This window comes from Alcaligenes phenolicus, from assembly GCF_032063905.1.
GTDB lineage: Bacteria > Pseudomonadota > Gammaproteobacteria > Burkholderiales > Burkholderiaceae_B > Alcaligenes > Alcaligenes phenolicus.
The window spans coordinates 191678-217189 of sequence record NZ_DAMBOE010000010.1; the positions used below are offsets into that span (position 1 = coordinate 191678).

Consider the following 25512-nt stretch of genomic DNA (forward strand, 5'->3'; position numbering starts at 1 on the left):
AGTCAGGCCCCAGAGGGGTCATCATCACGTTCACTTGGGTCGCCAAGCCCTACGCCTTTGTTTCGTGCATGGCGTGAATCACTGTCCAGGCTCAAGCTGTCGGAATCAGCTTGATCGTTATCAGCACGAATTTGAGCCGCTACCTCCTCGGGGTCTTCGCCCTGCGAGAGGATGATTGCGGACCGCGACGTAAAGCCAGCCCTCACCGCATCGGTATTCGCCTTTACGTCCTGCACGGGATTGAAGTAAGCCCACCCTTGAGGAACCCAGAGCACACGCCGAAACAGCCGACGCTCTAAGTACTTCATCGGCATAATTCCCGACAGCGCGATAGCGTTAATCCAGGCGTTCCAGATTGGGCGACACCATTGGTGGACAAATACCCCCCACTGGTACTGCTCAACTTGGCGGTGAAACTCGTTCACCACGACGCGCAGAGTCCTATCGCTTACATTGCGCAGGTCCCCCGTCGTCTCATATGGCATGCCGACGGATGCAAATGCGGCCATCAATTGCTGCCGCATGAACTCCGCGTAGTTGTCGGGCGCCCCAGGCGGCGACGCAAACTTAATATCTGTCCCATGAGGCAATGAGGTGACAGACCCCGGCTCCATACCAATCAGCGGTACACCGTCGGCATCAGGCTCTATGCTGGGATCAGCAAAACTGCTTGGGTCTGGCCCCTCGCTCTCATCTTCTTTTGTGACGACATAACCGGCAAACAGATTCGACACTTCCTGTCGGAATGCAACGGCATCATCAAAGTTATCTAAGGTTTTCAGTCGCAGAAGAACCGTGGCGAGCTCAGATACACCTCGCACCTGGCCTGGCCGAAGGACCGGATATGCGTGAACAACCATATCGGCAGGTACCGGACGTAAAGCTCTACTCCTGAGCCCGCCTGGCTCTGCAGGATGCCGATCCCACAAGTGGTAGTTCACACGCCGACCAATGCGGTCAAACTCCACGCCATTCACAATTTCATGGCCATTTGCCAGACTTCTCGTTTCCTCAACTGGCAGGAAGTCCCCTTCAAACTGCTGAATCTGCATGGGGACAACGAGGTCATCCTCCGGCCTACGCATACGAATCCGCCCCAGGGCCTCACCGTCGATAAACAGGCACCTGGCTGCCAAGGCTTGCTGCCCATAAAAGCCAAGCAGCCCGTCGGCATCAGACTCACCTACCCAATCCGACCATAATTCCTTAAGCGCCTTACGCACTCCCCGGTCAGGATGTCGAGGGTATGGTTGAATTCCTGTCCCTATAACGTTCGAGACCCAACGAGCTGCCGCTGTTTTTGCCCAAGGATCATTACGTACAGCATCCCGAGCTCGCCTGCGAATAGTTCCAAGATTGCCCGTAGCAGCGCTATTGGGGCCAGCCGCCGAAGGGTTCCAGCTCTTGGAGCGGCTCCCCGTGGCGCTACCACCCTCATAAGCGGAAGATGAGGCAGCATTTAAACGGGTAGGTAACACGAAACCGGCCTGCTGCAATGTTTGATACCGCATCAGACCCCCTTTCCTTTATTCCGAATGCGGAACACCCAAGGCTTGCGTCTGCCGCTCTCAGCATTGAGCTCAGCGACGATGTGCTGTTTTGCCCGAATCAGATCATTAACCGAGGGATACTGAACCTCCTTATCCCCATAGCGAACTTTCAGCACACCGCTGGCAATCGCTTTGTTCACTGCCTCCAAATCTTCACGCGTATACGCCATCAGCGTCTGCTCCGTAAGTAACTTGATGACCCCGTTCTCACCGCAGCCCGCCTGACACCAGTGGCCGGTTGTGTTCGTGGCTTAGAAACAGAAACGCCCGCAGTTGCGGGCGTTTTCTGTGGAGTTTCGGTGGGGCCTGGATCGTCGCCAGGCTCGTCAACGCCGAGCTTCTCAGCGAAGTTCGCCCACCATTTGTCTGTCTTTCTGGCCAATTCAAGGTGAGCCTCAAGCCAAAGCGCATAGACACAGCAGTCGAGCACTTCGTTTCGCTTACGAATTGGCGTCCATACTGAACGTGAGCCGAATGCGGTACGACGCACCGCTCGAACTTCAGCGGCAAACTGCCTGAACCACTCTTGCGACATATCTGCCGCTAAGTGAACATAGCCTCGACCCGGCTCTTCAACCTGCAGTCGCCCAAACAAAAGATCCTTGGCCATATTGGTGCCGACGTACCAAAGCCGCACACCTTTCTTGACACGCTTCCCGCGCCAGTCGATGTCCACTTGTGTGACACCATCCTTGATGTGCTTCTCACCCGTCGGCCGCCCCCGGATCGCATATACCCGGCGTGCACGATTCTTCCGAGCATATTCATAGACAGCATGAGAGTGGTGGCCGCCCGTATCGATGGCGGTAGCGTAGATTGGCATCTGTTGCCCGCCCTCATGCAAATATCGGCGTTCAAACAGCAGCTCATCCAGCCTGGTCCACACTTCGTCCTCAGACGGGTTCCCAAATAGGATTTGGTGGTCTACGACCCACATTTCCCCGCCCTTACCTACTCCCCATACCCCAACCTCAATACGGTTGCCCTGTATGTCAGCCCCCGCCAGCAACAGCATGCATCGCTTGGGGACCAACCCATCATCAAGGCCAGGAGAGCGGTAGCCTTCAACTTCAGCTCGGCGCTGCAGCTCATCGGACTCCATGCGTTCAATTTCACCCTCCCAGGTGCGACCGAGTGTAGTGTTCCAGAAGGTACGCAGCTCCTCATCCTCACCAGTGGATGCTTTTTCGTGGGCCTCCAGAAACTCCTTAACGATCTTGGACCATGAAACCAACGGGCTATATGCGGTCCACACGTGGAAAGCAACACGCAGATGCGGCTGGATTAAATTACCTTCTGAGTCGCGGAACACGCCATCTTGATCAATGGTCGTCCCATCATTCCCAACCCAGATACCGCGCTCTGCAGCAGCTAAATACTCACCTTGAGTCGCCAAGGCACCGCAATGCGGGCAAAGATGGCGCACCGTTTCAGGATCATCATCAACCCACTTAAAACCATGAGGCTCACTTTTCCCACCCCACTCCAAGTCATGGAGTTCGTCACAATGGGCACAAGGGATATGGTAGGTATAGCGAGCGTCCGCCCCCTCGGCCCGCTTTTCCATTAAGCACAGGCCTTTGATCTTCGGTGTAGAGCCGACGACCAACTTGGGGAAAGTCGCCCCCTCCAAGCGCTTAAGCGCGAGCTTGCCGGGATCGCCTTCCCCATCAATATTGCTATCGAACGAACTGAACTCGTCCAAATACCCAACGCTGACCGACAAGCGACGGTAGTTATCTGCTGACTTCCCCCCGCGCAGGTGAAGCATGCTGCCAATAAACTTCTTTACCAGCAGCGTATTGTCTTTGTGCCTGGCCTCCCGCATTGGGAATATAGGATGAAGCACAGAGACGTCACGAATCATCGTGTCCAGCTCAGTTTTTACAAACTCATCCCGCGCTGAATCGGTAGGCTGCCACAGCACCTGGTTGCGTCGCCTATGCTCCGCAAAGTACCCAACCGCCGCCAGCAAGATCTTGGTATAACCAACCCGCGCCGATTTGATGACATCCACCTCATGAACATCATCACTACCGATACAGGCCAGAATGCCACGCTGAAACGGCCAGGCTTCCCAACGCTGCTCCACATATGAGGACTCAGCTGACAGATAAAAGTGACTTTCAGCCCACTCCCGCAAAGAGATAGGCTCTTGTGCGGCGAAGCCGGCCAGGCCACGGCGCAAAGCGCGTGCAATCGCTGCTCGATTCTGCGTGACCAGCATTATTTCGCCTCATTTTCGTCTGCCTCGACATCCTCCAGGTTCAGATTTGCAACCGCGTTGCGGGCCTTCGCAATTTCTCGCCTGACGAAACCGATGTCAGAATCCGTCAGTGACGGTATGCGGCGTTTTAAAGATGCCGGTATCGTGTCGAGCTGTGCTGCGATCTTTCCGCCTGCCCGCACGAGCACCTCCTCCAGCACAGCAACAGGAACAAGCTCCCCTTTTTTGACGTTGTTTTCCATCTCGATCTTGTCTGCCTGGGCTGACGCCAGACGCGCTTTCTCAAGGACCAGATCAATTGAGTTATCAGACTGACGGGTACGACCAGCCGCTATCTCACGCAAATGCCCGCAGTACGACAAGAGCCAATTTCCGGCGTTGTCGCCTACAGTTAAGACACCTTGAGCAAGCAGGCCACTGACAGCAGGCTGGGTAATGCCCACAATTTGAGCAAACCTGGCCTGGGTGATTTTTTTATCTGGATCAATCATCGCGCTGTGGCCATGGCCTGCTCAAAAGCCTGGGTGAACTCATCCTCAAACCGCTTTCCATACACCTCATCAGCGGTCTCATAAAAGGGTAGACGCTTCGTATAGTTCACGTTCTCGACGTGTAGCAGCACCGGCGCTACATCAGCCCCATGGGTGCCTGTCTTGCGCCACACACCAGCCGGTAAATGCTGCGTCCGGTTCCCCGATACCGTGCCCTTCCCCCTGGAAATGAAGTACACGACTCCATTGATGCGACGGTAGCCAGCTTCACTACGCCGTACCTTCGCGGTACGTGCACGGCTCTTATCTGTCGCATTCGCCCGATATCCCTGCTCACCAAAGGCCTGCAAGTAGGACAGCAACTTAACGATCTGACCGCGTGACATATTCCCGTAGGCGTCTTGATCAGCACCACCAGCAGGAACGTAGTAACCGCTCGGGCCTATCCGGCCCAGGGCATTTTCGAATCGCTTCTGGCGACGCGTGCCGCCATCGACCTGGGGACGCAGATATTTACTTGCCGCAGTCCCCTTACCTGCAAAGTCTTTATAAGCAACGGACGCTGTCAGGTTCTGTTTTGTTGCCCGCTGCAACCGCAGCGATCGCAATGTATACGGCGTTGGGCGGTCAAACACTTGTCCCATTTGCTCAACAAGCGCTTTTTGAATTGCTGATGCCGTCTTATTAAGTGCCAGCGACGTTGCGTAGGGCACTTGGCGTTCGCCACGGCTGAGCCACCGAGCGCCCTCTTTCGCGGTGCTGGTGTATTCAAGCATGGGACACCCCAATAAATATAACCCCCCTCGAAAAATATAACCCCCCCCTCTTTTAAGGAAGGCCATTTTTTCTAAGGAAGGCGCATGTACATTGGCGTTGGAGGGGAAAAAATATAACCCCCCTATTGAAAAAACTCGTGAACAGCGAGAGTCCGGGGTTCGAATCCCCCTTACCGGGTCTATTCCCCCAGGGGCCCCCGGCTTTTCTCCAACACCCGCTTAAAAAAGTCCAGCTGGCGTCGCTTGTAGATCCCAACTGAAAATGAGAACTTCACCACGCTCCACTCCCTCTCCCCCGCCTACGGTGTAACGCAGGCTAGTGGACTCTATATGCATGCCCGCAAATACCCGGCGTATGTCTGGGTGGTCGTTAAGACTCACAATGGCCTTGCCTTGCATTGATCGCATCTGCTCGGCCATTGCCTCGTACTCTTTAAACTCAAACCCAACCCCATAGCCTGCTGTATCCCAGTAAGGAGGGTCCATGTAAAACAAGGTGTGCGGTCGGTCATACATCGATAAGCACTTCTGCCATGGCAGGTGTTCAATGTATGCACCCGACAACCGCAGGTGTGCCGCTGATAGAGTTTCCTCTAGCCGCAACAAGTTCAAGCCCGGTGGCGCTGTCGTGGCAGTACCAAATGTCTGACCATCCACCTTCCCGCCAAACGCAAGCTGCTGCAGGTAGTAGAACCGTGCGGCTCGCTGAATATCGGTTAGAGTTTCCGGCCTTGTGATCTGCTGCCATCGGAATATCTCCCGACTGGATAAAGCCCATTTGAACTGCCTGACAAACTCTTCTAGATGGTTCTGAACTACCCGGTACAGGTTCACCAGCTCACCGTTGATATCGTTCAACACCTCGGACTTAGCTGGGGTCGGGCGCATAAAGAACAGCGCAGCACCTCCTGCGAACGGCTCCACATAGCAATCGTGTGCGGGGAAAAAGGGAAATATCTTGTCGGCCAGGCGTCGCTTGCCGCCCATCCAAGGAATAATCGGTAATGCTGACATTATTGTGAATGACCTTAAATCCGTGTTACCGTCATCCCGCCTACGTAGGTGGGACCGGCCACGGGTCGTTCACAGGTTCGTTCTGTGTTCGGCTGTCTGGTCTGCGGTTGCCGCCGCATTCCATTCGCCGGCTCTTTTCCAAACAAAAAGCCCCTCCATTTCTGGAAGGGCTTTTTTGTTTCTATCTGGCTCTGGCTCAACAGGCTGAGCAATATCCAGCCTACGTGAAAAATGATAGTTCTATCCGGACACTCTCGCAATGTGTCCGGACACTTTAGTTTGCGCTCGACTGGCCCAGTTGTGCCCAAGGAATTGGTGGGCGAAGTCCAGACAGTCATAGTATGCAGTGCGCGTCATCCTAAGCGCATCCAGCTTTGTCTTCACAGCTCCCGCTCTCACGTAATGCGCTGTAAGCACCGCTCTCGCTTGAGGGTGAAGCAGATCAACCAAGGAGTCAACGGAACGCACATCATCATCCACCAGAGCAACATCGACTTCCACAGCCCTATCTCCATCTACTCGCATCTGCTGGAAAGCGCTTCGTGATGGATAACCAAGGCCTGTACGATTCTCCCCACGCTTCCAGCGCCCCCACTCGCCCAACAAGATTTCAATCTGCGATTTCATACTTCCCCCACTTCAATCTTCAGATACCCGCGCTTGGCTGGGTCCAATCCATCATCCACAATCAACGGTCTGAACCGCTTGTCGTCCACTCCCAGGGCCTTAGCTATACCGTCTATCTGCGGCTTGATGCAGGCCAGCAAGTTGTCCAGGTCTCTACCTCTGCGGTCTGGCGACATGAAAGTCACTTTCACTGGGATGCGGTCACTACCGATGAAGCGTCGTCGCCCCAACTCAGCGACAGCAACTACACGCCCATCACGCCGCGCCTGCTCCTTGGCTGACTGGACGCCTCCCCAGTGCCGACCGTTCTTGCGATTGGGCATCAGCCGCATATCAGGCCAAGGCAGCACCAGAGTTAATGCGGTCGCCTCAGTCATGCCGCCTCTCCTACTGCTGCTTGGGCCATGCGTACGATGGTGGGGGAGCGCCCCTTGGGATTAGCCACGATTCCCTTTGCCCACGCCTTGTGGTCCTTCCCTTTCCGGCTGATTGCCCGCTGAGCCATTTCACGCATGGCCTTAGTTCCCTGCTCAGTCTGGGCTGAGCCTGAAGGTGCTGGCAGTGCTGGTGCTGGGTCGGGAATGTCGGGCCAGGCCCCCAGGGCCAGTTGGGCATGAAGCGCTTTCTTCCAGTGCCCTTCCATCTGCTGGTAGGCTTGGTTGAGCAGATCAAACCGGCCCACAGTTGCTGCGGCATGAAAAATCGCGGGGTGTGACCACTCGCCACGCTCACCACGCTCTCGAGCTTGCATACCCCGCACAGCCTCAAAGAACGCCACATCAGGCTCCAGGTAGGGACGGCAGGCCCGCAGGAACTCGGTCAGGCTTGGAGGCCAATCGTACATGCGTCGGCTGTTCTGAATGCCCAGGGCAACGTCCACTGGCACAATGCCTTCCTCATCGAATGCTTCGGCCCAGGCCTGCTCCCAGTTCGACATGGCTGCCTCGCCCACAAAGTTGGATTTCCACTTGCCGGGGTACAGGCCGTCCATTCGGGCGTACAGGTGCTCCATCAGCGTTTTACCTTCCAGCTTGGGCACTGGCTTGAGCCAGGCACTTTCGCGCTCAAACGTCGACAACATCACCACCTCCTTGGCATCCCTTCATCCGATCTTTGCGCCTCTGCTCCAGAAACGCATTCGGATCAAACTTTCCACCCCGAACTACTTGCCCGCCCCCTAGCTGGTCCTGCGACATCCCCCGCGTTAGCCAGTCGGCTTTCCCTCCCCGCCAACCACGGAGCATGCACTCGGCCAGGAAGTCATCAACACTGAACCCAGCAGCCTGGGCTTTGTGCGCTTCCGCCCCCAAGCGGTTTGCAGCAGTCTGGGTCAACGGCGCTTTGATCGCTTTGCGGTGCTGCAAGTAATCCGCCCAAACGTCTGGCGATGGATTGACAGGCCAGTGCTCGAAGCTGAAGGCTGACGAACTTTCTTTTTTGGTATTTTTTTCTTCTGTAGTCTCTGTAGTAGTCTCTGTCTTTATTAACGAACTGCGCTTTGGGTGGTTCGGGGATGGCGCTTTGGGGGTTTCGGTATTTGCGCTTTCGCTATTCCCGAATTGCGTTTCCGCGTTTCGGGAATCGACGTTTTGTCGTTCGGGGTTTCCGGCTTCACCCACCCCCGCAATCAGTCGATCAAAGGCAACACGGTCGAGCTTGAAATACAGCTTGTGCTCTATGCGCTTGTGGGTCTCAGTGATGAGGCCACGGTCGCGCAATTGACGGCGTGCTGTGGTCTGCTCGCGCACAGACAGGCCTGTTTCTGCCTCCCATTGTTCTGCGGTCTTGTACACACCCAGCTCGGCGTCTTCCATGCGTTCATCCCAGTAGATAAGTTGGGACAGAAAGATGGCTGCGTTAACGCCCCCTACCATACGAGCCAAGGCGGGGTGATAGGCAATTGGACGCCCTATCGTGCGCATCAGGTCGGATGCACTTAGCATGTCACCTGCCTCCTCAAATACGCCCCCACGAACGTCTCTACGTCGCGGTCGGCTTCCTCAGGCCATTGGCCCAAGCGTTTCAATTCATCGCGTGTCTGGTGCAGCCAGGTGATCTGCAGACCTACTGCAGTGGCTTTGTCGTAGATCCCGCCCTGGTCGAGCTTGCTGTGACACCCCCGCCCCCAGGCGTTATCGGTGCACAAGGGAAACATCAAGGCATCTGATACTTTCAGGCCCAACCCTTTGCCAAACTCAACGCCATTCATGTGGGCAGCTTGGGACCGGTACCAGCGGCCGCAGTTGGCGCATGGCAATGCTGCGACGTTGCGACGGTGCTGCTCAGAGCGGAATACAGCCGGCAGTTTTGGCTGGTGCTTGAAAAGGGTTCCCACCAGCTTGGCGACGACCATAGGCATGCTCGGGCCCTTCTTTTTCTTTGGCTTGGCGTTGAACGCGCTACGTTTGAGCATTTGGCGGCGCTGCAACTGGGTGCGCTGGGGTAAATCAGTCTTTTTCATCAATCTTCCCCAGTGCAATCCACAGTGATGCACCCATACTGGTGCTCACAACAGCCAGGGCTATCCATAGGATCATGGGATAACCGGCGTAGATGATGTTCAGGATTTCAAGCGTCTTCATCGCAGTTGGTCCTTGAGTGATGTGGGCAACGTGAAGAACAGGCCCATGCCGTCCAGCGTGCGCACGAAGTGCTGTGGGTTCACCATCGCGAGGCTGTCGGTGCCGAACTCTGCGTACAACTTCGCTTTGATCTGCTGCTGGCGTTCATGAGGCTGTTGATCGAAAGCGACTTTCAGGGCCTTGCATACCTGGGGGTTGTTGAACCAGCCAAGTTTGTACAAGTCGGTGTAGTACGTGCCGTAGGGTGCTTTGGTCATACCGATGTCTCCTTGCGGTGCCAGCGGGTCACGTTGCGGATGATGCGAAAGCAAAGGCGGATCAGGTCCAAGGCTTTAGCCACCACACGCTCCCGCTCCTCATGAGTCACACGACCGTCGGCTGTGGTGCCGGTGATGGCGCTACACATTTCGCCAAGCTCAGCGGCTGCTTTGAGCGCCTTCTCGTTCAGAGCACCGGCCTCGTTCTCGAATCCCCCTACCGGCTCAGGTGGTAGATCAACCACATGCAGGCCTCCCTGCTGAGCAGCAGCGATAAGCCAGTCCCGTGCGCTTTCACGGCAGTCGGCAAGTTCATCCAACCACTCGGTCAGCAAGAAGGCCATGTCGATGTCCAACTGCTCCCCACCGGTCAGTTTCCGGCGCAGTGACTCGGGATGGATCGACAGGCCACGACGGTCAGAGAGAAACACGGCAGCCGCGCCAACGCCGCCTGGGGCCTGACGGACGGCACTGTAGAGCGCGTCTCGCCAGTTCAAGGAAGAAAAACGTCTTGTCATTGGGCTGAACTCCTGTGTATTTCAGCGTTTCGCCCACCTCTGACAATCGCTACAGTAAAAGTGTGAAAAGTACGTAGTGATTAATCGGGAGTGGGAACTACAAATGGAAAAATTAGCTACTGGGTCTGAAAATGCAGGGATGGATAAAAAAGAACTCCCCCGCTTTGAAATCATTGATAGAGCTACTGAGCTGGCCTATCAGGCCTTCAACTGCCCTACCGATGACCACATAACCGGCATCTATGACCGGCTTATTTGGAATGAACTGCATGGTCTGGGTGAGCTCGGGGCCGTTACCGTTCATTGAGGTGGTCAATCCCGATCAGCTATGCTTAGAGATGCAAGTAACTAAACTTTTCTGAAAAGGATTGACCGTGACTTCTACTGATCAGCAATTAAGAATCAATAGCGACTTGGTAAACACCGCACTCTCCTTAAATTCGACGGTCGGATCGCACAGCGTGCAGATCACAGCCCTGGAGATACTTCTTTCCGCCTTGCTAGATGAGGCGGCAACTGACCCTCAACGAGCGGAACGATTGAGGACGCTCATAAACCAAAAGGTACAAAGCCATGCCCGGTTCAGAGCCGGAGTAAGTGATGCCGATGAAGTGTCTGGCGAGCTGACTCAGCAGCTAAGGCAGCTTTTGCCAAAAGCTCTGCATCCCGAGCCTCTTGATCTGTGAACCCTGCAGCCTGGGCTAGACGATCCCCCTGGAGCTTGATGGCCGGTTGAATCAGCCAGAGCACCAGGCGGGCGTACAGGGTCTTAAGCATGTGCGCCCCCTTTCGTAATGCAGTCAGGGGGACCGATGGGGATACGGTCATCGGGTTTAGGATCAGGGGTTTTGGGCATGAGGGGCTCCTTGGTCTGCTGCTCAGCAAACTCAGCGATTAAGTCATTAGCTTTCAGTCGACTATCCGCTTTCAAAAGTCGGTCCAGCACAAGCAGAGATGGGCGCTTACCTCTCCAGCCTGTGGCTATCTGCCATAGATAGCCTTGACCGACGTCTGCGCGCTCCGCAAGAAGTGCGCGTTCAGTTTTTGAAAGAGATTTGTAGAGTTCTGATAGCTTCATGCCGAAAGATTAGCGCGGCGCTATGCTCAATGTCAATAGCGCAGCGCTACGCCATTTGCTTAGCTCTGCGCTGTTTAATTGAGTTCTATGAAAACTGTTGAAGAAGTCCGCCGCATCAGACTAAAAATGCTCATCAAAGAGGTGGGTGGCACTGCTGCGGACTTAAACCGGGCTACCGGAAAGAATGATCGCGATTCAACCTATAGCCAAATCCTTAACCAGTCGCTAGGCAGCAAAACCGGAAAACCAAAACAAATGGGCTCTCCTCTGGCTAGAGCACTGGAGGAGGCTTGCGGGAAGCCCTTAGGATGGATGGACACAGACCCAGACCTCTCTAACGACTCATGGCCATTCTCTGCCATTCCTAAGAGCAAGCTTCTGACGCTGGAGCGGGCAGACGTGATTCGTCTCGAATCTGCTATGCGCGTAGCTGCAAAAAACCTTGGGCTGGAGATTGAAGATTGATAGGCAACGATTTAACCCAGCCCAGGGAGGCTGTACGTAAGAGGGACTGAGCAGGAAGAGACAAGGAGCCATACGGCTCCTTATTTTTTACTTAACAAGTAACTAAAAATAGCTATACGTAAAAAAAGGGGGAAGGAATGAGCTACCAGCCGGCATTATCAGTTAGTGAAGAGGGGGACCTGACACTTTCCATCCGCTACGAAGGCGGTGACGCCAGATCACATGCGATAGACCTCCACCAGTTAGGCCAGTCCCTTCAAGGGATGGCACGAGTGCTAGCAGTGACCTCGCATTTCGCAGAAACAGGCAAGTACAATAAACAATTTGATACCCTGTCAGTAAGAGTTTTGGCAACTCCAGTTGAAGAGCATAATTGCTATGAGATCGCTGCCACCATACTACGCGTAGCATCTAGCGGTGAGCTTTGGTCTGGCCTCGGTACCGCCCTATTCATGGCCCTAGTTGGGTACGTATTTAACCGCAGAAAGGAGGAGGAGATGAAGCACTTAAGCGATGCCTTAAAACAGTCCCTCAGCCAACAGGCGGACACCCAAGAAAGACTGTTGGCTACCATAGAAAAACTTGCTGATGCTTTGCAGCCATCAGTAAAGCAAGCCTTGGCCCCAATTGGCCAATCAGTTGAAAGCATAAACCTAAGACGAGACTGTGATAGTGCAGCTGTGGTGATTCTTGACAGGGAAACTAAAGAGCTTGCCAATATCGATAAAAATAATACTATCACTGAAGCAAGAGCATTTTCGGGCGTCATTTCTGAACTCGACATGATGACTGGGTCTTGCAAAGTAGCCCTAGAGAGTGACCTTACGTCACGCATATCTGCAAAAATTGTTGACCCAGAGGTTCGCCTGCCAAATAACCCTTATGTGACCGCGCTCTCGAAGCTTTCAATAATTAGCTTCACTGCCAAGGCTGAGGTGGATGAAGAAGGAAACATAGTGAATCTGTACATCAGTGACTACCATCGATAATCTGACTGCCAGCCATCCGTTGATTACTTATTGCTCATCACTATATTTCGGTAGCTATCGAATATTTCCTTAAAGGCAGCACAATGAGTGACACCCCAGACATTGAAGACCTTAAAAAGCGGAAAGAGCAGCTCCTGCTGGAAAAACAAATAGCTAGCCTTGAGCGTCATAAACAGCTTCGTAAGGCCGGTGAATGGTCCTGGAAATGGGTAGCCCCATTAGCTCTATTGGGAGCATGGCTATTAATTGCCGCGGCTGACGAAAGAAGCCCAGCGATACTGATAATCGCTTTACTGGCCTTAGCACCTATCACCATCAAACTTTACTTCAAGCGCTGATGCTGGCCGCCCGAGGAAGCGTTACAAAGCACTTCTATGCTTTAGTGGGCGAAAAGCCCATACTGGTACAATGAGACTGATCTCATTCAAAGGTAGCAATCTCGCTATCTCACTACCCTTCAAATTCCACGCCACATCATTGCTTAGGAGAACCCCCATTTCCAGGCTGCAGCGGTAATTTGAAGCCATACAGAAGGTATTACTATCTACGAAAAACTTAACCAGGCTAGTCGCAGCCCGCTCCACACTTCTCCGTTGCGCGAGCCCGCTCGCCGAACAGTCGAAAGCCATCAAACCTATACAAAACAAGTGGTGTCGACCCGGCAAAAACTTATCCGACAGCTAAAAGACCGGTTCCCCGGCCTTCCGTTCTGATACGTCAGCTCACGTGACGAGCCTATACGACAAAGCCCCTCACGGGGCTTTTTTGTTTGCGTGAGACTACACACCTCAAAACAGTGCAGCTTGGATCTTTGTGTATGTCTTAGCGTCCACAGTCGCCAAGAAACGCTGCCCATCTTTGAACTGCGCGACGAAGGTAACGTCCTTCCCCCGCCCCCCAGCAATTAACCCCGCTAACAGCCCAACAGGTCCCAGCAACGTAGCTCCAACCACGCCCCAGCCAACTGTTCCGCCTACCCTCTTTACTGCCTCTTCCGTTGCGATCTCAATCGACTGCAGCTCAGAAACATGTCGGCTCTTCCCCACGCTAAAGCCATCTCCAGGCTGCCAGGGAAAACTGAAAGCACCAAGCATGTATGCACCGGTGCCTTTCCCAAAATCACCTGCATGGATTTTCAATTTCGCCATCTTCCTCTCCCTATGCGTTACCAGTGACCTCAACCCAAGAAACCCAAACCACAAAATGGCCGCTCCGATTGCAAAGCACTGTCCTTAGCAATCAATAGATCAGCCAAGGCCATACTAGTACCCGCCACTACATTATTTGCAAAACTGCTCCCAAACCTCAGCAAACGCTCCACGCTCTAGTGCAGGGTCATTCTCCATTACTACAAAATTTTCATTGGAAGCCATAAAGCGGGTGTAGCCAGTCATACCGCCAAACGAGTTTTTAGCATTAACCTCTCCACATATTCCTTTTTGGTTCCTAAACTGAGCAGAGTCTGGGTCTTTCAGCTTGGCAGTGACAAACCCTCTAACCAGACGCTGGAGCTTAATTTCAGTCATCTGCGCTTCGCTTGCCTTTTTACTCGCAGAATCTTTCCCGTCTCCACACGCGGCCAGCAGCCCCGCAAGCATAAAGACCGATACAACAACAGCCCTTTTCATTCCCCTCTCCCAAGTAACAGGTAAAGACAAATCGTACCAGCTTAGGCTGTCGTAGGGCTTACGCCCCCCTCTCTAAGGCAGCATTCGTCACAACGCCCACCCGTTACGCCTTGACCAAAAATACTGTATAGATATACAGTTAAATTATCCCATGCCCAGTAATGCCCACGTCACCCTGACGCCAACTCTCCCATGCCACTGCTCAATGCAGGGCTCAATGGAGTGCGACATGCTTGGAGAATTAGATGAAGAAGCGGAAGTACAAGACCAAAAAACAAAACACTGGAAATACTAAAAATCACAATCCTCAAATAGATCAACAACGGGCTGAACACCTGGAAACATACAAACTCAAAACCTTAACTCCTCAAATTGACTTTGATCTAGAGCGAAAAGCTGTCCAAGAAATTTTGGATGCAGTGGTTCGGCTGCAGACATATTTATCTTTTAGAGAGAGGTGCGGCTGATCCAGCACTGGCACCGCTAAGGCTCACCTACCCGCGAAAGCGGGTTTATTTTCCCTATTAAGATTAGCGCCCCGCTATTGACACTATAAGTAGCGCGGCGCTAATATTAAGTCAACGATCTTTAACAACCCACCTGCCGATGTTGCTCACCCCGCCTATGTGGGGTGTTCGTCCGGCATCAATAGCATCCACAAACATGGTTGTGGCTCTGCGCGGTGTCCCTGCCGTCTCCAGTCCGTCAAAGCACGGTTCACGGAGAAAGGGGGTGAGGCGTAGACGGCCAAGACAAGAAATGGTCACGCTGGTTGGAATCCCAGCACCAGGCCCTACTCAGGGCCATCAAGAGTGTGGAGCTGCATGGTTCGACTCCATGAACTACTCCGATTGTCGGCCAGACCGATAGGACTAGACGGCCCGCCCACACTCTTGATGGTGGCACAGGCCGAATTGACGGCAAAGGAACCCGAGAACCACCCTGTGGGTGCGACGGCAAGGCGGAGGCATCGAGAGCGTATGCGTCACAAATCTGGACTTGTCCGCCATGAAGCTCAGGGGAAGGCACGGCAGGTTGGGATGCCTGCCACTATCAACCCATTCATGCTCACGGCGTAGCGTCACGCCGAAACAATTCATTGGAGATAGCCATGGGCAGCAATGCAGCGTAGCGGTGTAACCCGCTAAATCCCTGAGTACACGGGCGCAGAAAGCTGGGCGATACCGGCATGGGATCAAAGTTGGCTGATGGCTGGAGGAGCACCCACCCTCTGTACGCCAGGAGACGCCGCCAAATAGCACTAGGTAGTACGCGAGCCTGGGGTATAGCCCACGCGCACAGGCCCATGGCCCGCATGGTGAGAGCGGGCACCCTCCAGCCGCAGCATTCCCACTCCCTTAACCAATTCGATATCAAAACCGCCCACGCCATGGGCGTCGGGAGTGCTGCGACTAGAGGGTAATCATTTTCATAACCAACAAAGCCCCACCTTCAAACGAAGCGTGGGGCTTTTTCTTTTCTCAACAGGAGGCGCTATGACTGCGCTCGCAAATCTGTTTATGTGGGCTGGCGTGCTTTCCATCGCACTGCTGGCTGACAAGTTCTGGGTGCGCTCTGTGCGCCCTCCCCTGGCCGCTTACTTTGGGTGGGAGCCTTTGCCTACTGAAAGCGAGACTCCGGCCAGCTGGTGCCTGGGGATGCCCACTGCGTTCTTTGTCATCGCAGTGATCCTGAAATTCATCGCCCCCGCAGCGGGCTTCTAACCATGGCTTCAGTCAACAAAGTAATTCTCGTCGGCAACCTTGGGCGAGATCCCGAAGTTCGATACAACGCCGGTGGCGCCCCCGTATGCAATATCTCCATTGCGACCACGTCCACCTGGAAGGATAAGCAGACCGGCGAACCCCGAGAGGAAACCGAATGGCACCGTGTGGTGTTCTACAACCGTCTGGCTGAAATCGCGGGTGAGTACTTGCGCAAAGGCCGCCCTGTTTATGTAGAAGGTCGTCTGCGCACCCGTAAATGGACGGGTCAGGACGGTCAGGAGCGTTTCACGACTGAGATTATCGCGGAGCAAATGCAAATGCTCCCCAGCGGCAACTCTACGCCGCAGCCAGACTCCTATTAGGAGGACATCTTCCGTGGATACCCCGACACTCTCCGCCCCGGCGTTGCCTCGGCGAGCGCTTACGAGCGCTGGAATGAGAAGACATTCTAGTTTCCAAGTGGAACGAAATACAGATACCCGTGAGCGACATTCTAGCCTTGACAGACCAGAAGCCACTGGTAGGGCACAAGTCGGGCAAACCTGTAGATACGCACTGAATTTGTTTTATGTAAAAACCGGAGAAAATGCCTTTCTCATCTTGCCCATAAACTCGGCCTGCGGTGGCAGCCAGTCAAGGGACCCACTCATGCAAGACAATTCTGCCAACTCGATAAGAACTCTACTCAAGTCCTTGTACGCACGCTGCAATCGAGATTCGTCAATGTAAAGCTCTCTCTCCTCCCTGCCATCCCGATGACACCTTGTGCAGCTCACGACCAATCCAGCCCTATCTCGCTCTTGAAATCGCGATGTCAAAGCACGAACTGAAAAATTCAAGGCAACGACGCGCTGGAAAAGCTCAGTATTGATTGAGAGCTTATCCTCTTTACTTAGGACAATGCCGTCAAGCTTTGAAATTGCTGCCACAGCATCCTCAAGAGCACCTAATGACGTATCTCTTTCTAGTTTGTCTCCATCACCAAACGCCTCGACCACTCTATCTGCTTTAGCAAAGAAGTTATTAGCGTGCTTAACCCACTCAGCAGCGACAGGACTCACAAACTCATGAAGAAGAACTTTTGTCTTATGCTCCCTTTCCCGTGAGTCTTTTCGCCACACATAGACCCAGGATAGAGCGCCAATCAGCGTTGCCCCAACGGTGCCCACAGCCTCAGCAATGCTCCACCAATGTTTATCACTCGACGCATGCAGCCAACTTGGCGCAGTGGATATAACCCATCCGCCGACTAAGCCAATCAGCAACATTATCCATTTCTCAGATTTTTCCACAGACCCTCCCATTCTCGGAGGAAATCATACCCCTTTCCTTCGGAACCACCTTGGCTAATAACTAAGGCGGCTAAGTTATTGCTCACTCCACAATTCCAGCTCCCTGTTAACGATGAGCTTGTTGTTGATCTTTTCGCTGGCGGTGGTGGCGCTTCCACCGGTCTGGAGCAAGCCCTGGGCCGGCACGTTGATATTGCCGTCAACCACGACCCGGAGGCCATTGCCCTACACACAATCAATCACCCTCAGACCGAACACTATGTCAGTGATGTGTTTGAGATCAATCCACACGTCGCTACTCGCGGTCGGCCAGTCGGGCTGCTGTGGGCCAGCCCAGACTGCAAGCACTTCAGCAAGGCCAAAGGCGGTAAGCCGGTATCCAAGCGAATCCGGGGACTGGCCTGGGTCGTCGTCAAATGGGCCAAGGCCGTCCGCCCCCGCGTGATTATTCTTGAGAACGTAGAGGAGTTTCAGACCTGGGGACCACTGACTGATGACGGCATGCCTTGCCCTGAGCGTAAGGGCCAGACGTTCCAGCTCTGGAAAGAGCAGTTGCGCGGCCTTGGCTACCGTCTTGAATACAAGGAGCTGCGGGCCTGCGACTATGGCGCTCCCACCATCCGGAAGCGTTTCTTTATGGTGGCGAGGTGTGATGGGCTGCCTATCGTGTGGCCGCAGCAAACTCACTTTGCCAAGCCCACCAAGGGCCAACAGGCCTGGCGCCCTGCCTCGGACATTATTGATTGGTCCATCCCGTGTCCGTCCATCTTTGAACGCAAACGCCCCCTGGCTGATGCGACATGTCGGCGCATTGCGAAGGGAGTGATGCGGTACGTGATAGAGGCAGAGGACCCATTCATCGTGCCGGGTGGCGTCAGCTTCATCACAAAGTTTCGCTCTGGCTCGGTGGGCACAGGCCTGGATGAGCCGCTGCACACCGTTACGGCCGGTGGCGAAACAAAACGGATGAGCACAGGAAACGTGATGGGAATGGTGACGGCATTCCTAGCCAAGCACTATACCGGCGTAGTGGGCAGCGACCTGCAAGCCCCTATCGGGACCGTGACAAGCGTGGATCACCACAGCCTGATTACGGCCAACCTGATTCACATGGGGCACGGCGAAGGCAAGGCAGGCGGCAAACGGTTCAGCCACGGCATCCGCGATGTTGAGCAACCACTGAATACCGTGACGGCGTCCGGCTGCCCTGCAGGTCTGGTGACAAGCCACCTGGTGAAGCTGCGCAAGAACCAATTCGGCCAGAGCCATGATGAACCCATGCCAACTCTGACGGCCGGCGGCGGGCATGTTGGAGAAGTTCGCTCATTCCTGGTGAAGTATTACGGCAATGAGCAGGATGGGGTAAGTTTGCACGAGCCTCTGCACACAATCCCCACCCGTGATCGATTCGGACTGGTGACAGTCCATGGCGTCGATTACCAGATCGTAGATATTGGCCTACGCATGCTGACGCCACGCGAGCTCTACCGCGCCCAGGGCTTTCCTGACTCGTACATCATCGACCGCAAACCTGACGGCAGCCCGCTAACAAAGACGGCGCAGGTCCGCATGTGCGGTAACAGCGTCTGCCCGCCCTTGGCGCATGCCCTGGTGCAGGCCAACTACTCCGATCAGCAGATCTCCCCTCGGGAGAAAGTCGCATGACACAAAGCGCCTACAGCAACAAACCCCTGCCCCGCCTTCGACACATCGAACCGGGGCAATTTTTTACCCTTCGCCATGACTCCGAGGTGCGCGTGCTCCTGCACAAAACTAGCACTCACGGCCATTTCAATAACGGATATGCATCCCTGTGCCATGAGCTTGAACGCTCTTGTGTGGTCTGGGGTGAGAACGGATGGGAGGCTAAACATGAGCCACGACTTTGATTGCCCGTACTGCGAAGCTCCCTTTGAAGTTTGTCACGATGACGGGCACGGTTACGAAGAAGGTGTTCTGCACCACGATCACTGCCGATCATGCGGAAAGCACTTCACTTTCACAACGTCCATCAGCTTCTACTTTGAGCCCGAAAAAGCTGATTGCTTGAATGATGGCCAGCATATCTGGGAGCCAAGACGCACCTATCCGGTTGAGGCCACTCGCATGGAGTGCCAAACATGTGGCGAAGTACGCCGTCCAACGCCTGAGGAAATGGCCGCTATTGTTGCTGCACGCCAGGAGGACAGCAGGCCATGAAAAACAAACTCGATGTTTCGCGTTTCATCGAAATCAATGAAATACCGCCTGCGTCGCAATCTCGATTCCTGGTGGGTGCTGGAGACTCACGCGCGGGCCAATTCGGCGTGGCCATCGCAACCATCGCTGTAAAAGGCGCTCGCGGCTATGGAGTCATTCTTCATCTGGATAGCGGAAAGCTGGATTGCTTTGATCCCCAACAACTTTTTCCGGACTTGTCATGAGCAACCACCCACACAACCGATTGCGCTCTATCCCGAAGTGAGAGTCGGCCACCGTTTCTGCTGCATCTTCCTGACGACATACGCCTGCCATGCCTTTGGCTCAAGCGGAGCCTTCCTTCTGTGCCTGCGACTATTACAAAACCAACACGCCGCAACGATGTTGCCAGCTATCCGGCCGCCGTCACAACGAGCCTTGAGATGCTCCGCAGTGCATTTTGTAATGGGAGATTGATCCATGTGCTGCCCGCAATAAAAGCAGCAACCATTTTGAAGTTTGAATGCCCGCGCACGAGCTTTTTGAAGTGATGTCTTAGCCATAGCGGCTCCTAATCAATGAAGAAAAGGCGCCAGCCATCAAGGCTATGTCTCATCAGTTTCCTGTCTGAGGCATGGGTCCGTGCAACGCACATTGACCAAGATCGTGAAATTAATCGCCGCTCTCCCACGGAGCATTCCCGTGGCGGTTTCGAGTATAGGCCAAAACACTACGAATGGCCAAAGCTCAAGGAGTTGAAGAATGAATTACAACCCAGTCCAGGCGATCAGCCAGCTGGCTATCAACCAAGAACGCGCAGCACAGGTATACGGCACACGCGCATTCATCCCGGTGACTTCAAAAGCCGCCCCCAATCCTAATTACCCCCAACTGAGGAAGAAGAAGCGATGACCGACAAGTATCCAAAACTCCGTCAAGACCTGGCAGCAGCTATTGCCGATGCTAAACGGCAAGGTGGAGTGAATGAGCGGGCAGAGCAAATCGCTGCGCTACTAGCCGAGCGTGACACACTTGCTGCGGCCCCTGTGAGCGCGGAGCCGGTGGCGATGCCGTTCGGGCCGATCAGCGAGGATGTGCGCGCCGCTCTGCTTTTCGCACTATGGCATCACCAGGGCGGTAGCAGCGGCGTAGGCCAGCCGATCCGGTTCATGTTGGGCATGGGCCAGCATGAGCGCATGACCCCAGATCAGTGTGACATTGCCCGCCGCGTGCAGTCCGCTTTGTCCGTGAGCCCGGAGCCGGTGGGCATCCTTGAATGCAATGCGTCGGGAGACGGCATATTCCATCCCAACGAAAGAAAGGTTTTCATGCTTCCGGTGGGCGATTATCCGCTTTACGCCGCCCCCGTTGCCGCCCAGGCTGATCTTAATCCAGTGGAGCCGACCGCACTGGATCTATCCATACGCGAACTGGAAGAATGGGGGGCAAGCTGCGACGTATATGTCACCCCCAGCATCGGGGAATCCATCATGCTGGTGTTGCAAGAATTGAAGCGGCTACGTGCGGCCCAGGCGCAGGACAAGCCGAGCGGCGATGAAATAGACGCTATAGCCCGGGCAATGCCAGGTGGCCTGAATGGGTTTCTGGAAGGCTGGGGCTGGAGACAGTTTGCCCGTGCTGTGCTGGAGCGATATGGGAATCTCGGTGCTGTGGGCCAACAAGCAGCGGGCACTCAGCCGGTGGACGACCGCATTTCTTTAGACTTTTCCATTCAGCCAGTTTCGGAGGCGCTGGCCGCCGAACAGGCGAACAAAATGCCCAACGCAGCCCACATTGCACTCGATAGCCTGGATGCTGACGCTGTGTATCTGCTCTCCCGTGTCAAACAGGGAACGATGTCCCTGGCAGAGGGGGCAATGGTAATCCGACAGCGCATCGAAGCGGCCAGAACCTCCATAGTTGCCGCCCAGCCAGACGTCACACAGCAAACGCTCGATGATGTGATGGCAGGTATCCCAGCAAGGGATGCGGAGATTGAAGCGCTGCGTAAAGAGATTGAGGCCCTGAAGGCCGCCCAGGTGCAGCCAAGCGACAAAGAATCCATATCATACCCGTTTCTTCCTGATGGCCTGATTGTAGCTACGCGACACGACAAACTGAGCGGCACAGTATACCGAGCAGAGCATCGTGACGCTGAGGATCGACTCGTCATAGGCGGCGGCTGGCGGCCGACACGACAAGCTGCAACAGCCGAAGCATGGGCTATCAAGTGCGAGATTATGACAGCGCAGCAACCTGTAAGCGGTGCTGATGGAACAATACCCCGTCACGTAGCAGCAACATTAGCCAATGCGATCTACGAAACCGCTCAGAAGATAGGTATAGCTAATGGAGACCACTCCAATTTGTCTGTAGGCCAGTGCCTGCATCTATTGGACTGCATGGCAGGCCAGTTATCCGGAAATCCCGGACAAGTGGATCAATTTCGTGACGCCGCGCAAATGATCGAACCATCCGGAAATTCCGGAGAGTTGCCAGCAAACATAACAGATGCACTGGACCTTATGGATGCGATACTGGCCCCGGAACGAGGACTGCTTTCTGTTCCGTATACATCGGCAACTGTTACAGCCGCTCGCGAAGACATGGCATTGATCCGCGCTGCACTCGCCCAGCAGGACGCAGACCGTAAGGAGTGAAAATAATGAGCTGGTACACAACGTCCGATGCTCGGCGCGATGCAGAAAAGCAGCGCGAAATCCGAGAGAAAAGCAATCTACCGACGTCATTATGCTCAACATTTTGCGCATATGAATCTGAGGGACGTTGCGCAATTACAGATGATGGGAAGTGTGACGCAGCCCGTAAGGAGCAAGCATGACCGACTTCAAATATCACCCCACACCGGAATACCGTTTCTTTCTTCATGACCCCGAGGGCGACGGAATGCGGTATTACCAGACAGCAGAAGAGCGTGACACAGACGCCGCCGACGCAATCCAGAGCTATTTGGACGATTGCTGGGCCGAAGAGGTTGTGAATGTGGTGGCCGGAGAAATCACTCACCACACCATTCCGAAAAATGTGGTGCTACGGCCAAAGCGTGAGGATTTTGAGAGCGACGAGGGGCACGAGCAGGCGCTATCCGAAGAGGGGTTCAGCGGCAATGACTGGCATTACTCCTGCAACTATGAGCTCGCACCAATCACGGACCCCGGAGAATCAACGCCATGATGGGTGACAGCACAACAAAAGCCCAGTACCGCAGCATGTTCCAGGCAGCATGTATTGAGCTGGGAACCATCAATGAAGCCTTGGGGCTTGATCCTGATGCCGGTGGCGCTGCACCAATCCTGGCCGCCATAGAACAGCTACGCGCCGAGCATGCTGCCAGTCTCGCAAAAATCGAGGCCTTCGTCGCCTGCGATGCGTCCGCAATCTCGTACCAGAGCCTGGGCCAGTACCGTACTGCCCTGCTGCGGATGCTGCAACAGGCGCCTGCCGAAAAGGAGCCTGGGGCATGAGCATTTCCCCCGAGGCCACTGAGGCCGGACGCAAAACACTCTGGGAGCTGTTCCTCAAATGGGTGGACAGCCTCCCCTTTTAATTCTTTGGTCAGGAAAAATACATGAACTACAGCTGTGAAAAACACAGTGAAGCCCAGGTACATCGAGGCCGCACCTGCGTCGCCTGCGAAATTGATGAGCTGCAGCGCCAGATCACCGGCGCTCAAATGCTCAGCACGCGCATGTGGAACTGGATGAACAACCCCGAAAACACCAAGATGCGCACCACGGACCTGGACACTGAGCAGTTCCGCCAGCGGTTCCTGCAGGAGTTTCGACAGGCCCGCTAATGCAAGATCGAATTTTGGAAGTCCTGGCCAGAACGGCCAAAGATTGGAATCTACCCGCCCCCGTGGCGGGTTTTTTATGGAAGAAACATGCAAACCAACAATCACACAACTGATCTGCGGGGTGCAGCCGACATTTTGAAGGTACACCCCAAGACCATGCTTGAGATCATCCAGTCTGGCGCCGTGCCAGCCGCAAAAGTAGGACGCGCCTACGTCATGTTGACACGCGACGTTCTCAATTACTTGGACCAACTCTTGATCAAGCAGACTGCTGACCGCATGCGTGGGATCACCAAAGTGAATCAGCCAGGTCGGACCCGCGCAGGTTCGCGTACCTCATGAGCATGCGCTGGCTCTTATGGCCAGTGATCCGCATGATCGCCGTCTCGGACAAGCGGGTTCTCTCAAACAGGCGGCTGGTAGCTTCATGGCGAAAGTCGTGGAAGTTCAAGTCCTCGATATCAGCCGCCGCAAAGACTCTCTTGAAAAGCTTTGAGAGGAAGTCACTTATTTTTGAAAGACTCGCTGCATCATGCCGCCCACCCCACCAAGGGAATAGCCGATCATGATCCCATCCCTGCTCCGATCGGAACGCTAAATATCGCTCCAATGCTGACATAGCAACTGAGGACAAAGGCACCTGACGCTTATCGCCATTCTTTGTTTTCTCTAAAAACACCGTGCGCTGACTCAGATCTACCTGCGCGAGCGTCAAGGTGTACATCTCCCTCAATCGCATCGCTGTCTCCACCGCCAGGATAAAAATGCACTCCAAAGCTGGCGCATACGGTAGATCAGTTCTTGCTCGCGGCAGTCGGCCCTCTTGAATTACTGCCAGTATCTTTTCATACTCGCCACGCTCAAGCCGACGGTCCCGCTCTGTATCAACACGTCCACCACCAGACAGCGCAGCATCCATCTTTGTGTACTGTGCGTATCCATCCGGTAACGAGCGCAGTGGATGATCAGGGAACTGGACGTAGCCCTTTCTCATTCCCCAATCGGTACAACGCGCCAACGCCCCCACACGGGCACGGATAGTGGCTGGCGCAAGCTGCTCCACCCTTTTCATTTCTGAAATCCAATTATCTACCCAGCCGGCAGTGATCCTGGCCAACGGCCAATCGCCATGCATGCGCACAATCACGCGCAGCGATGCGGCGTCCTTTGAGGATGGGTGGGCTTCACGCTGGTACTCTCTGTCCAGCGCAGCAATGGTCAGGATGCGCCCTTCTGGCTGATGCTCTGAAGGAATGATGCCCCGATCCAACAGTGCCTCTAGCCGTTGGGCATACTCATCGCCCTCTTGCTCTGAGGCGAATGTCATATAGATCGGTTTTTCCAGCAACCCGGCTTTTTTGAATACGTATTCCCAGGTGCCGTTTGTGCGAATCCGCTTACCAGCCATTACATTTCTCCAGCACGCCATTCAGGCATAAACAGGCTTCAATGTAGGGCGTAGTAGAGTTGGTAGCAAGCCAATCTTGGTTGGTTGAGGCTACCTTAGACTACCTAAAAAGCTGGTTAAACGGGCACAAAAAAAGCACTTAGTTTTACCTAAGTGCTTGATTCGACTAGCAAAAGAAATGGTGGGTGCTGAGGGGTTCGAACCCCCGACCTACGCCTTGTAAGGGCGCCGCTCTACCAGCTGAGCTAAGCACCCATTTCTGTGATGCCGTTCTTCTTGTGAAGAAAAAGAATTATAGGACCAAAGAATTTTTTTTGCAAGTCTTTTGCGTAAATTAATTTAAAAATTAATTCACAGCGTCTTTCAGAGCCTTACCGGGACGGAACTTGGGCACGTTTGCGCCTTCGATCTCGATAGTTTCACCGGTACGTGGGTTACGACCCGAACGGGCAGCGCGTTCCGACACAGCGAAGGTGCCAAAACCAACCAGAGTAACCGTATCTTTTTCTTTCAGCGTGGTGGTCACGGCATCGATAAACGCATCCAGTGCACGACCAGCGTCAGCTTTGGACAGATCGGCTTTGGTGGAAATGAATTCGATAAGCTCGGTTTTATTCATTGAGAAAATACCCCTGAAAATTATTTTACGGGCCCCCAGCGGGAACCAGTTTGTGGCGGTCAGACTTAATAGTGACAAACGACAGGGCAGGCAAGCACTACCGTCTGCCATGGCTACCGGGCGCACAAGTGCCCCGGTTGGCTACCGCGTATTAAGCCTTCGTTTAATACCCGTGTCAAGCAAAAAAACCCCTGTAACCCGCATCATTGCTCACTGTTGATACAAGTTGCAGGACTTTCCCTATTTTGCATCGAGAAACTTAACAGGCT

Annotated in this window: 35 protein-coding genes, 1 tRNA gene and 1 pseudogene; 17 read left to right on the plus strand and 20 right to left on the minus strand. The window is 54.3% G+C overall.

Features of this window, described 5'->3' with window-relative positions; genetic code table 11:
• Positions 1-2 precede the first annotated feature (2 nt).
• From U2949_RS18240 to U2949_RS18300, 13 genes are all read right to left on the minus strand, one after another.
• Entirely contained in the window at positions 3-1511 is a 1509-nt protein-coding gene (locus U2949_RS18240) for a phage portal protein (RefSeq protein ID WP_321289243.1), read from the minus strand.
• Positions 1511-1720 (minus strand): phage head-tail joining protein, encoded by a 210-nt coding sequence (locus U2949_RS18245; protein ID WP_009459028.1) that lies wholly within the window; start codon positions 1718-1720, stop codon positions 1511-1513. Before U2949_RS18245 ends, U2949_RS18240 begins: the two co-directional genes overlap by 1 nt.
• On the minus strand, positions 1720-3777 hold the full coding sequence (locus U2949_RS18250; RefSeq protein ID WP_321289244.1) for a phage terminase large subunit family protein: 2058 nt from the start codon (positions 3775-3777) through the stop codon (positions 1720-1722). The genes U2949_RS18245 and U2949_RS18250 overlap by 1 nt, the downstream gene beginning before the upstream one ends.
• Positions 3777-4268 (minus strand): terminase small subunit, encoded by a 492-nt coding sequence (locus tag U2949_RS18255; RefSeq protein ID WP_009459026.1) that lies wholly within the window; start codon positions 4266-4268, stop codon positions 3777-3779. Before U2949_RS18255 ends, U2949_RS18250 begins: the two co-directional genes overlap by 1 nt.
• Positions 4265-5044: a hypothetical protein gene (locus U2949_RS18260; protein WP_321289247.1), complete on the minus strand. Its 780-nt coding sequence runs from the start codon at positions 5042-5044 to the stop codon at positions 4265-4267. The genes U2949_RS18255 and U2949_RS18260 overlap by 4 nt, the downstream gene beginning before the upstream one ends.
• Positions 5045-5263: 219 nt before the next feature.
• The gene (locus tag U2949_RS18265; protein ID WP_321289249.1) at positions 5264-6058 is read right to left on the minus strand and encodes a DNA adenine methylase; all 795 of its coding nucleotides are present in this window, start codon (positions 6056-6058) and stop codon (positions 5264-5266) included.
• A 623-nt stretch (positions 6059-6681) separates the two neighbouring features.
• The gene (locus U2949_RS18270) at positions 6682-7062 is read right to left on the minus strand and encodes a RusA family crossover junction endodeoxyribonuclease (RefSeq protein WP_321289251.1); all 381 of its coding nucleotides are present in this window, start codon (positions 7060-7062) and stop codon (positions 6682-6684) included.
• Positions 7059-7766 (minus strand): hypothetical protein, encoded by a 708-nt coding sequence (locus U2949_RS18275; protein ID WP_321289253.1) that lies wholly within the window; start codon positions 7764-7766, stop codon positions 7059-7061. The genes U2949_RS18270 and U2949_RS18275 overlap by 4 nt, the downstream gene beginning before the upstream one ends.
• Positions 7750-8628, minus strand: a complete 879-nt coding sequence (locus U2949_RS18280) for a hypothetical protein (RefSeq protein WP_321289255.1) — start codon at positions 8626-8628, stop codon at positions 7750-7752. Before U2949_RS18280 ends, U2949_RS18275 begins: the two co-directional genes overlap by 17 nt.
• The gene (locus U2949_RS18285) at positions 8622-9146 is read right to left on the minus strand and encodes a hypothetical protein (protein ID WP_321289257.1); all 525 of its coding nucleotides are present in this window, start codon (positions 9144-9146) and stop codon (positions 8622-8624) included. The genes U2949_RS18280 and U2949_RS18285 overlap by 7 nt, the downstream gene beginning before the upstream one ends.
• Positions 9133-9267, minus strand: coding sequence for a hypothetical protein (locus tag U2949_RS18290; protein WP_321289260.1), 135 nt, complete (start codon positions 9265-9267; stop codon positions 9133-9135). Before U2949_RS18290 ends, U2949_RS18285 begins: the two co-directional genes overlap by 14 nt.
• Positions 9264-9524: a hypothetical protein gene (locus tag U2949_RS18295; RefSeq protein ID WP_321289262.1), complete on the minus strand. Its 261-nt coding sequence runs from the start codon at positions 9522-9524 to the stop codon at positions 9264-9266. The genes U2949_RS18290 and U2949_RS18295 overlap by 4 nt, the downstream gene beginning before the upstream one ends.
• On the minus strand, positions 9521-10042 hold the full coding sequence (locus tag U2949_RS18300) for a phage regulatory CII family protein (RefSeq protein ID WP_321289264.1): 522 nt from the start codon (positions 10040-10042) through the stop codon (positions 9521-9523). Before U2949_RS18300 ends, U2949_RS18295 begins: the two co-directional genes overlap by 4 nt.
• Before the next feature lie 103 nt (positions 10043-10145).
• Between U2949_RS18300 and U2949_RS18305 the strand changes: the two genes are divergently transcribed.
• The 5 genes from U2949_RS18305 (at position 10146) to U2949_RS18325 (ending at position 12912) form a co-directional block, all read left to right on the plus strand.
• Complete coding sequence (locus tag U2949_RS18305) at positions 10146-10349, plus strand: hypothetical protein (RefSeq protein WP_321289266.1); 204 nt, start codon at positions 10146-10148, stop codon at positions 10347-10349.
• A 67-nt stretch (positions 10350-10416) separates the two neighbouring features.
• Positions 10417-10728, plus strand: coding sequence for a hypothetical protein (locus U2949_RS18310; protein ID WP_321289268.1), 312 nt, complete (start codon positions 10417-10419; stop codon positions 10726-10728).
• Between the two features lie 479 nt (positions 10729-11207).
• The gene (locus tag U2949_RS18315; protein WP_321289270.1) at positions 11208-11585 is read left to right on the plus strand and encodes a hypothetical protein; all 378 of its coding nucleotides are present in this window, start codon (positions 11208-11210) and stop codon (positions 11583-11585) included.
• 137 nt (positions 11586-11722) lie between these two features.
• On the plus strand, positions 11723-12574 hold the full coding sequence (locus U2949_RS18320) for a DUF7946 domain-containing protein (RefSeq protein ID WP_321289272.1): 852 nt from the start codon (positions 11723-11725) through the stop codon (positions 12572-12574).
• Between the two features lie 83 nt (positions 12575-12657).
• Complete coding sequence (locus tag U2949_RS18325) at positions 12658-12912, plus strand: hypothetical protein (protein ID WP_321289274.1); 255 nt, start codon at positions 12658-12660, stop codon at positions 12910-12912.
• Between the two features lie 450 nt (positions 12913-13362).
• On the opposite strand, the gene U2949_RS18330 is transcribed toward U2949_RS18325, so the two are convergent.
• Together U2949_RS18330 and U2949_RS18335 are read right to left on the minus strand one after the other, a co-directional pair.
• Positions 13363-13722: a hypothetical protein gene (locus U2949_RS18330; RefSeq protein WP_149720979.1), complete on the minus strand. Its 360-nt coding sequence runs from the start codon at positions 13720-13722 to the stop codon at positions 13363-13365.
• A 132-nt stretch (positions 13723-13854) separates the two neighbouring features.
• Positions 13855-14202, minus strand: coding sequence for a hypothetical protein (locus U2949_RS18335; RefSeq protein ID WP_321289275.1), 348 nt, complete (start codon positions 14200-14202; stop codon positions 13855-13857).
• 245 nt (positions 14203-14447) lie between these two features.
• Between U2949_RS18335 and U2949_RS18340 the strand changes: the two genes are divergently transcribed.
• The 3 genes and pseudogenes from U2949_RS18340 to ssb form a co-directional block, all read left to right on the plus strand.
• The gene (locus U2949_RS18340; RefSeq protein ID WP_321289277.1) at positions 14448-14669 is read left to right on the plus strand and encodes a hypothetical protein; all 222 of its coding nucleotides are present in this window, start codon (positions 14448-14450) and stop codon (positions 14667-14669) included.
• 1029 nt (positions 14670-15698) lie between these two features.
• Complete coding sequence (locus U2949_RS18345; RefSeq protein WP_321289278.1) at positions 15699-15926, plus strand: hypothetical protein; 228 nt, start codon at positions 15699-15701, stop codon at positions 15924-15926.
• Positions 15927-15928: 2 nt separating this feature from the next.
• A pseudogene (gene ssb, locus U2949_RS18350) lies at positions 15929-16267 on the plus strand (single-stranded DNA-binding protein); the annotation flags it as partial.
• A 228-nt stretch (positions 16268-16495) separates the two neighbouring features.
• Here ssb and U2949_RS18355 read toward each other — a convergent pair.
• On the minus strand, positions 16496-17221 hold the full coding sequence (locus U2949_RS18355; RefSeq protein ID WP_321289280.1) for a hypothetical protein: 726 nt from the start codon (positions 17219-17221) through the stop codon (positions 16496-16498).
• A 78-nt stretch (positions 17222-17299) separates the two neighbouring features.
• Here U2949_RS18355 and U2949_RS18360 point away from each other — a divergent pair, with 78 nt between their 5' ends.
• The 3 genes from U2949_RS18360 (at position 17300) to U2949_RS18370 (ending at position 19644) form a co-directional block, all read left to right on the plus strand.
• Positions 17300-18886, plus strand: coding sequence for a DNA cytosine methyltransferase (locus U2949_RS18360; RefSeq protein WP_321289282.1), 1587 nt, complete (start codon positions 17300-17302; stop codon positions 18884-18886).
• A gap of 207 nt (positions 18887-19093) precedes the next feature.
• The gene (locus U2949_RS18365; protein ID WP_321289284.1) at positions 19094-19420 is read left to right on the plus strand and encodes a hypothetical protein; all 327 of its coding nucleotides are present in this window, start codon (positions 19094-19096) and stop codon (positions 19418-19420) included.
• Entirely contained in the window at positions 19417-19644 is a 228-nt protein-coding gene (locus U2949_RS18370) for a hypothetical protein (RefSeq protein WP_321289286.1), read from the plus strand. The genes U2949_RS18365 and U2949_RS18370 overlap by 4 nt, the downstream gene beginning before the upstream one ends.
• A gap of 27 nt (positions 19645-19671) precedes the next feature.
• On the opposite strand, the gene U2949_RS18755 is transcribed toward U2949_RS18370, so the two are convergent.
• The gene (locus U2949_RS18755) at positions 19672-19962 is read right to left on the minus strand and encodes an HNH endonuclease (RefSeq protein ID WP_371317349.1); all 291 of its coding nucleotides are present in this window, start codon (positions 19960-19962) and stop codon (positions 19672-19674) included.
• A 199-nt stretch (positions 19963-20161) separates the two neighbouring features.
• Between U2949_RS18755 and U2949_RS18375 the strand changes: the two genes are divergently transcribed.
• The 6 genes from U2949_RS18375 (at position 20162) to U2949_RS18760 (ending at position 23558) form a co-directional block, all read left to right on the plus strand.
• A complete protein-coding gene (locus U2949_RS18375) occupies positions 20162-20311 on the plus strand; it encodes a hypothetical protein (RefSeq protein WP_321289288.1) in 150 nt (49 codons plus the stop codon).
• Entirely contained in the window at positions 20308-22059 is a 1752-nt protein-coding gene (locus U2949_RS18380) for a hypothetical protein (protein WP_321289290.1), read from the plus strand. Before U2949_RS18375 ends, U2949_RS18380 begins: the two co-directional genes overlap by 4 nt.
• Positions 22060-22237: 178 nt before the next feature.
• Positions 22238-22594, plus strand: coding sequence for a hypothetical protein (locus tag U2949_RS18385; RefSeq protein WP_321289293.1), 357 nt, complete (start codon positions 22238-22240; stop codon positions 22592-22594).
• On the plus strand, positions 22591-22884 hold the full coding sequence (locus tag U2949_RS18390; RefSeq protein ID WP_321289295.1) for a hypothetical protein: 294 nt from the start codon (positions 22591-22593) through the stop codon (positions 22882-22884). Before U2949_RS18385 ends, U2949_RS18390 begins: the two co-directional genes overlap by 4 nt.
• 104 nt (positions 22885-22988) lie before the next feature.
• On the plus strand, positions 22989-23216 hold the full coding sequence (locus tag U2949_RS18395) for a hypothetical protein (RefSeq protein WP_321289297.1): 228 nt from the start codon (positions 22989-22991) through the stop codon (positions 23214-23216).
• Positions 23217-23303: 87 nt separating this feature from the next.
• On the plus strand, positions 23304-23558 hold the full coding sequence (locus tag U2949_RS18760; RefSeq protein ID WP_035272393.1) for a helix-turn-helix domain-containing protein: 255 nt from the start codon (positions 23304-23306) through the stop codon (positions 23556-23558).
• Here the strand turns inward: U2949_RS18760 and U2949_RS18400 are convergent.
• The 3 genes from U2949_RS18400 to U2949_RS18410 form a co-directional block, all read right to left on the minus strand.
• A complete protein-coding gene (locus tag U2949_RS18400) occupies positions 23506-24624 on the minus strand; it encodes a site-specific integrase (protein ID WP_035272391.1) in 1119 nt (372 codons plus the stop codon). The genes U2949_RS18760 and U2949_RS18400 overlap by 53 nt on opposite strands.
• Before the next feature lie 179 nt (positions 24625-24803).
• A tRNA-Val gene (locus U2949_RS18405) sits at positions 24804-24879 on the minus strand.
• Positions 24880-24970: 91 nt separating this feature from the next.
• A complete protein-coding gene (locus U2949_RS18410) occupies positions 24971-25243 on the minus strand; it encodes an HU family DNA-binding protein (RefSeq protein WP_003799450.1) in 273 nt (90 codons plus the stop codon).
• Positions 25244-25512: the final 269 nt, after the last annotated feature.

What these genes read in the sequence shown, in the direction of transcription:
- U2949_RS18240 (WP_321289243.1), bottom strand. Translation starts at nt 1,511, where the DNA reads ATGCGGTATCAAACATTGCAGCAGGCCGGTTTCGTGTTACCTACCCGT.
- U2949_RS18245 (WP_009459028.1), bottom strand. Translation starts at nt 1,720, where the DNA reads ATGGCGTATACGCGTGAAGATTTGGAGGCAGTGAACAAAGCGATTGCC.
- U2949_RS18250 (WP_321289244.1), bottom strand. Translation starts at nt 3,777, where the DNA reads ATGCTGGTCACGCAGAATCGAGCAGCGATTGCACGCGCTTTGCGCCGT.
- U2949_RS18255 (WP_009459026.1), bottom strand. Translation starts at nt 4,268, where the DNA reads ATGATTGATCCAGATAAAAAAATCACCCAGGCCAGGTTTGCTCAAATT.
- U2949_RS18260 (WP_321289247.1), bottom strand. Translation starts at nt 5,044, where the DNA reads ATGCTTGAATACACCAGCACCGCGAAAGAGGGCGCTCGGTGGCTCAGC.
- U2949_RS18265 (WP_321289249.1), bottom strand. Translation starts at nt 6,058, where the DNA reads ATGTCAGCATTACCGATTATTCCTTGGATGGGCGGCAAGCGACGCCTG.
- U2949_RS18270 (WP_321289251.1), bottom strand. Translation starts at nt 7,062, where the DNA reads ATGACTGAGGCGACCGCATTAACTCTGGTGCTGCCTTGGCCTGATATG.
- U2949_RS18275 (WP_321289253.1), bottom strand. Translation starts at nt 7,766, where the DNA reads ATGTTGTCGACGTTTGAGCGCGAAAGTGCCTGGCTCAAGCCAGTGCCC.
- U2949_RS18280 (WP_321289255.1), bottom strand. Translation starts at nt 8,628, where the DNA reads ATGCTAAGTGCATCCGACCTGATGCGCACGATAGGGCGTCCAATTGCC.
- U2949_RS18285 (WP_321289257.1), bottom strand. Translation starts at nt 9,146, where the DNA reads ATGAAAAAGACTGATTTACCCCAGCGCACCCAGTTGCAGCGCCGCCAA.
- U2949_RS18290 (WP_321289260.1), bottom strand. Translation starts at nt 9,267, where the DNA reads ATGAAGACGCTTGAAATCCTGAACATCATCTACGCCGGTTATCCCATG.
- U2949_RS18295 (WP_321289262.1), bottom strand. Translation starts at nt 9,524, where the DNA reads ATGACCAAAGCACCCTACGGCACGTACTACACCGACTTGTACAAACTT.
- U2949_RS18300 (WP_321289264.1), bottom strand. Translation starts at nt 10,042, where the DNA reads ATGACAAGACGTTTTTCTTCCTTGAACTGGCGAGACGCGCTCTACAGT.
- U2949_RS18305 (WP_321289266.1), top strand. Translation starts at nt 10,146, where the DNA reads ATGGAAAAATTAGCTACTGGGTCTGAAAATGCAGGGATGGATAAAAAA.
- U2949_RS18315 (WP_321289270.1), top strand. Translation starts at nt 11,208, where the DNA reads ATGAAAACTGTTGAAGAAGTCCGCCGCATCAGACTAAAAATGCTCATC.
- U2949_RS18320 (WP_321289272.1), top strand. Translation starts at nt 11,723, where the DNA reads ATGAGCTACCAGCCGGCATTATCAGTTAGTGAAGAGGGGGACCTGACA.
- U2949_RS18325 (WP_321289274.1), top strand. Translation starts at nt 12,658, where the DNA reads ATGAGTGACACCCCAGACATTGAAGACCTTAAAAAGCGGAAAGAGCAG.
- U2949_RS18330 (WP_149720979.1), bottom strand. Translation starts at nt 13,722, where the DNA reads ATGGCGAAATTGAAAATCCATGCAGGTGATTTTGGGAAAGGCACCGGT.
- U2949_RS18335 (WP_321289275.1), bottom strand. Translation starts at nt 14,202, where the DNA reads ATGAAAAGGGCTGTTGTTGTATCGGTCTTTATGCTTGCGGGGCTGCTG.
- U2949_RS18340 (WP_321289277.1), top strand. Translation starts at nt 14,448, where the DNA reads ATGAAGAAGCGGAAGTACAAGACCAAAAAACAAAACACTGGAAATACT.
- U2949_RS18345 (WP_321289278.1), top strand. Translation starts at nt 15,699, where the DNA reads ATGACTGCGCTCGCAAATCTGTTTATGTGGGCTGGCGTGCTTTCCATC.
- U2949_RS18365 (WP_321289284.1), top strand. Translation starts at nt 19,094, where the DNA reads ATGAGCCACGACTTTGATTGCCCGTACTGCGAAGCTCCCTTTGAAGTT.
- U2949_RS18370 (WP_321289286.1), top strand. Translation starts at nt 19,417, where the DNA reads ATGAAAAACAAACTCGATGTTTCGCGTTTCATCGAAATCAATGAAATA.
- U2949_RS18755 (WP_371317349.1), bottom strand. Translation starts at nt 19,962, where the DNA reads ATGGCTAAGACATCACTTCAAAAAGCTCGTGCGCGGGCATTCAAACTT.
- U2949_RS18375 (WP_321289288.1), top strand. Translation starts at nt 20,162, where the DNA reads ATGAATTACAACCCAGTCCAGGCGATCAGCCAGCTGGCTATCAACCAA.
- U2949_RS18380 (WP_321289290.1), top strand. Translation starts at nt 20,308, where the DNA reads ATGACCGACAAGTATCCAAAACTCCGTCAAGACCTGGCAGCAGCTATT.
- U2949_RS18385 (WP_321289293.1), top strand. Translation starts at nt 22,238, where the DNA reads ATGACCGACTTCAAATATCACCCCACACCGGAATACCGTTTCTTTCTT.
- U2949_RS18390 (WP_321289295.1), top strand. Translation starts at nt 22,591, where the DNA reads ATGATGGGTGACAGCACAACAAAAGCCCAGTACCGCAGCATGTTCCAG.
- U2949_RS18395 (WP_321289297.1), top strand. Translation starts at nt 22,989, where the DNA reads ATGAACTACAGCTGTGAAAAACACAGTGAAGCCCAGGTACATCGAGGC.
- U2949_RS18760 (WP_035272393.1), top strand. Translation starts at nt 23,304, where the DNA reads ATGCAAACCAACAATCACACAACTGATCTGCGGGGTGCAGCCGACATT.
- U2949_RS18400 (WP_035272391.1), bottom strand. Translation starts at nt 24,624, where the DNA reads ATGGCTGGTAAGCGGATTCGCACAAACGGCACCTGGGAATACGTATTC.
- U2949_RS18410 (WP_003799450.1), bottom strand. Translation starts at nt 25,243, where the DNA reads ATGAATAAAACCGAGCTTATCGAATTCATTTCCACCAAAGCCGATCTG.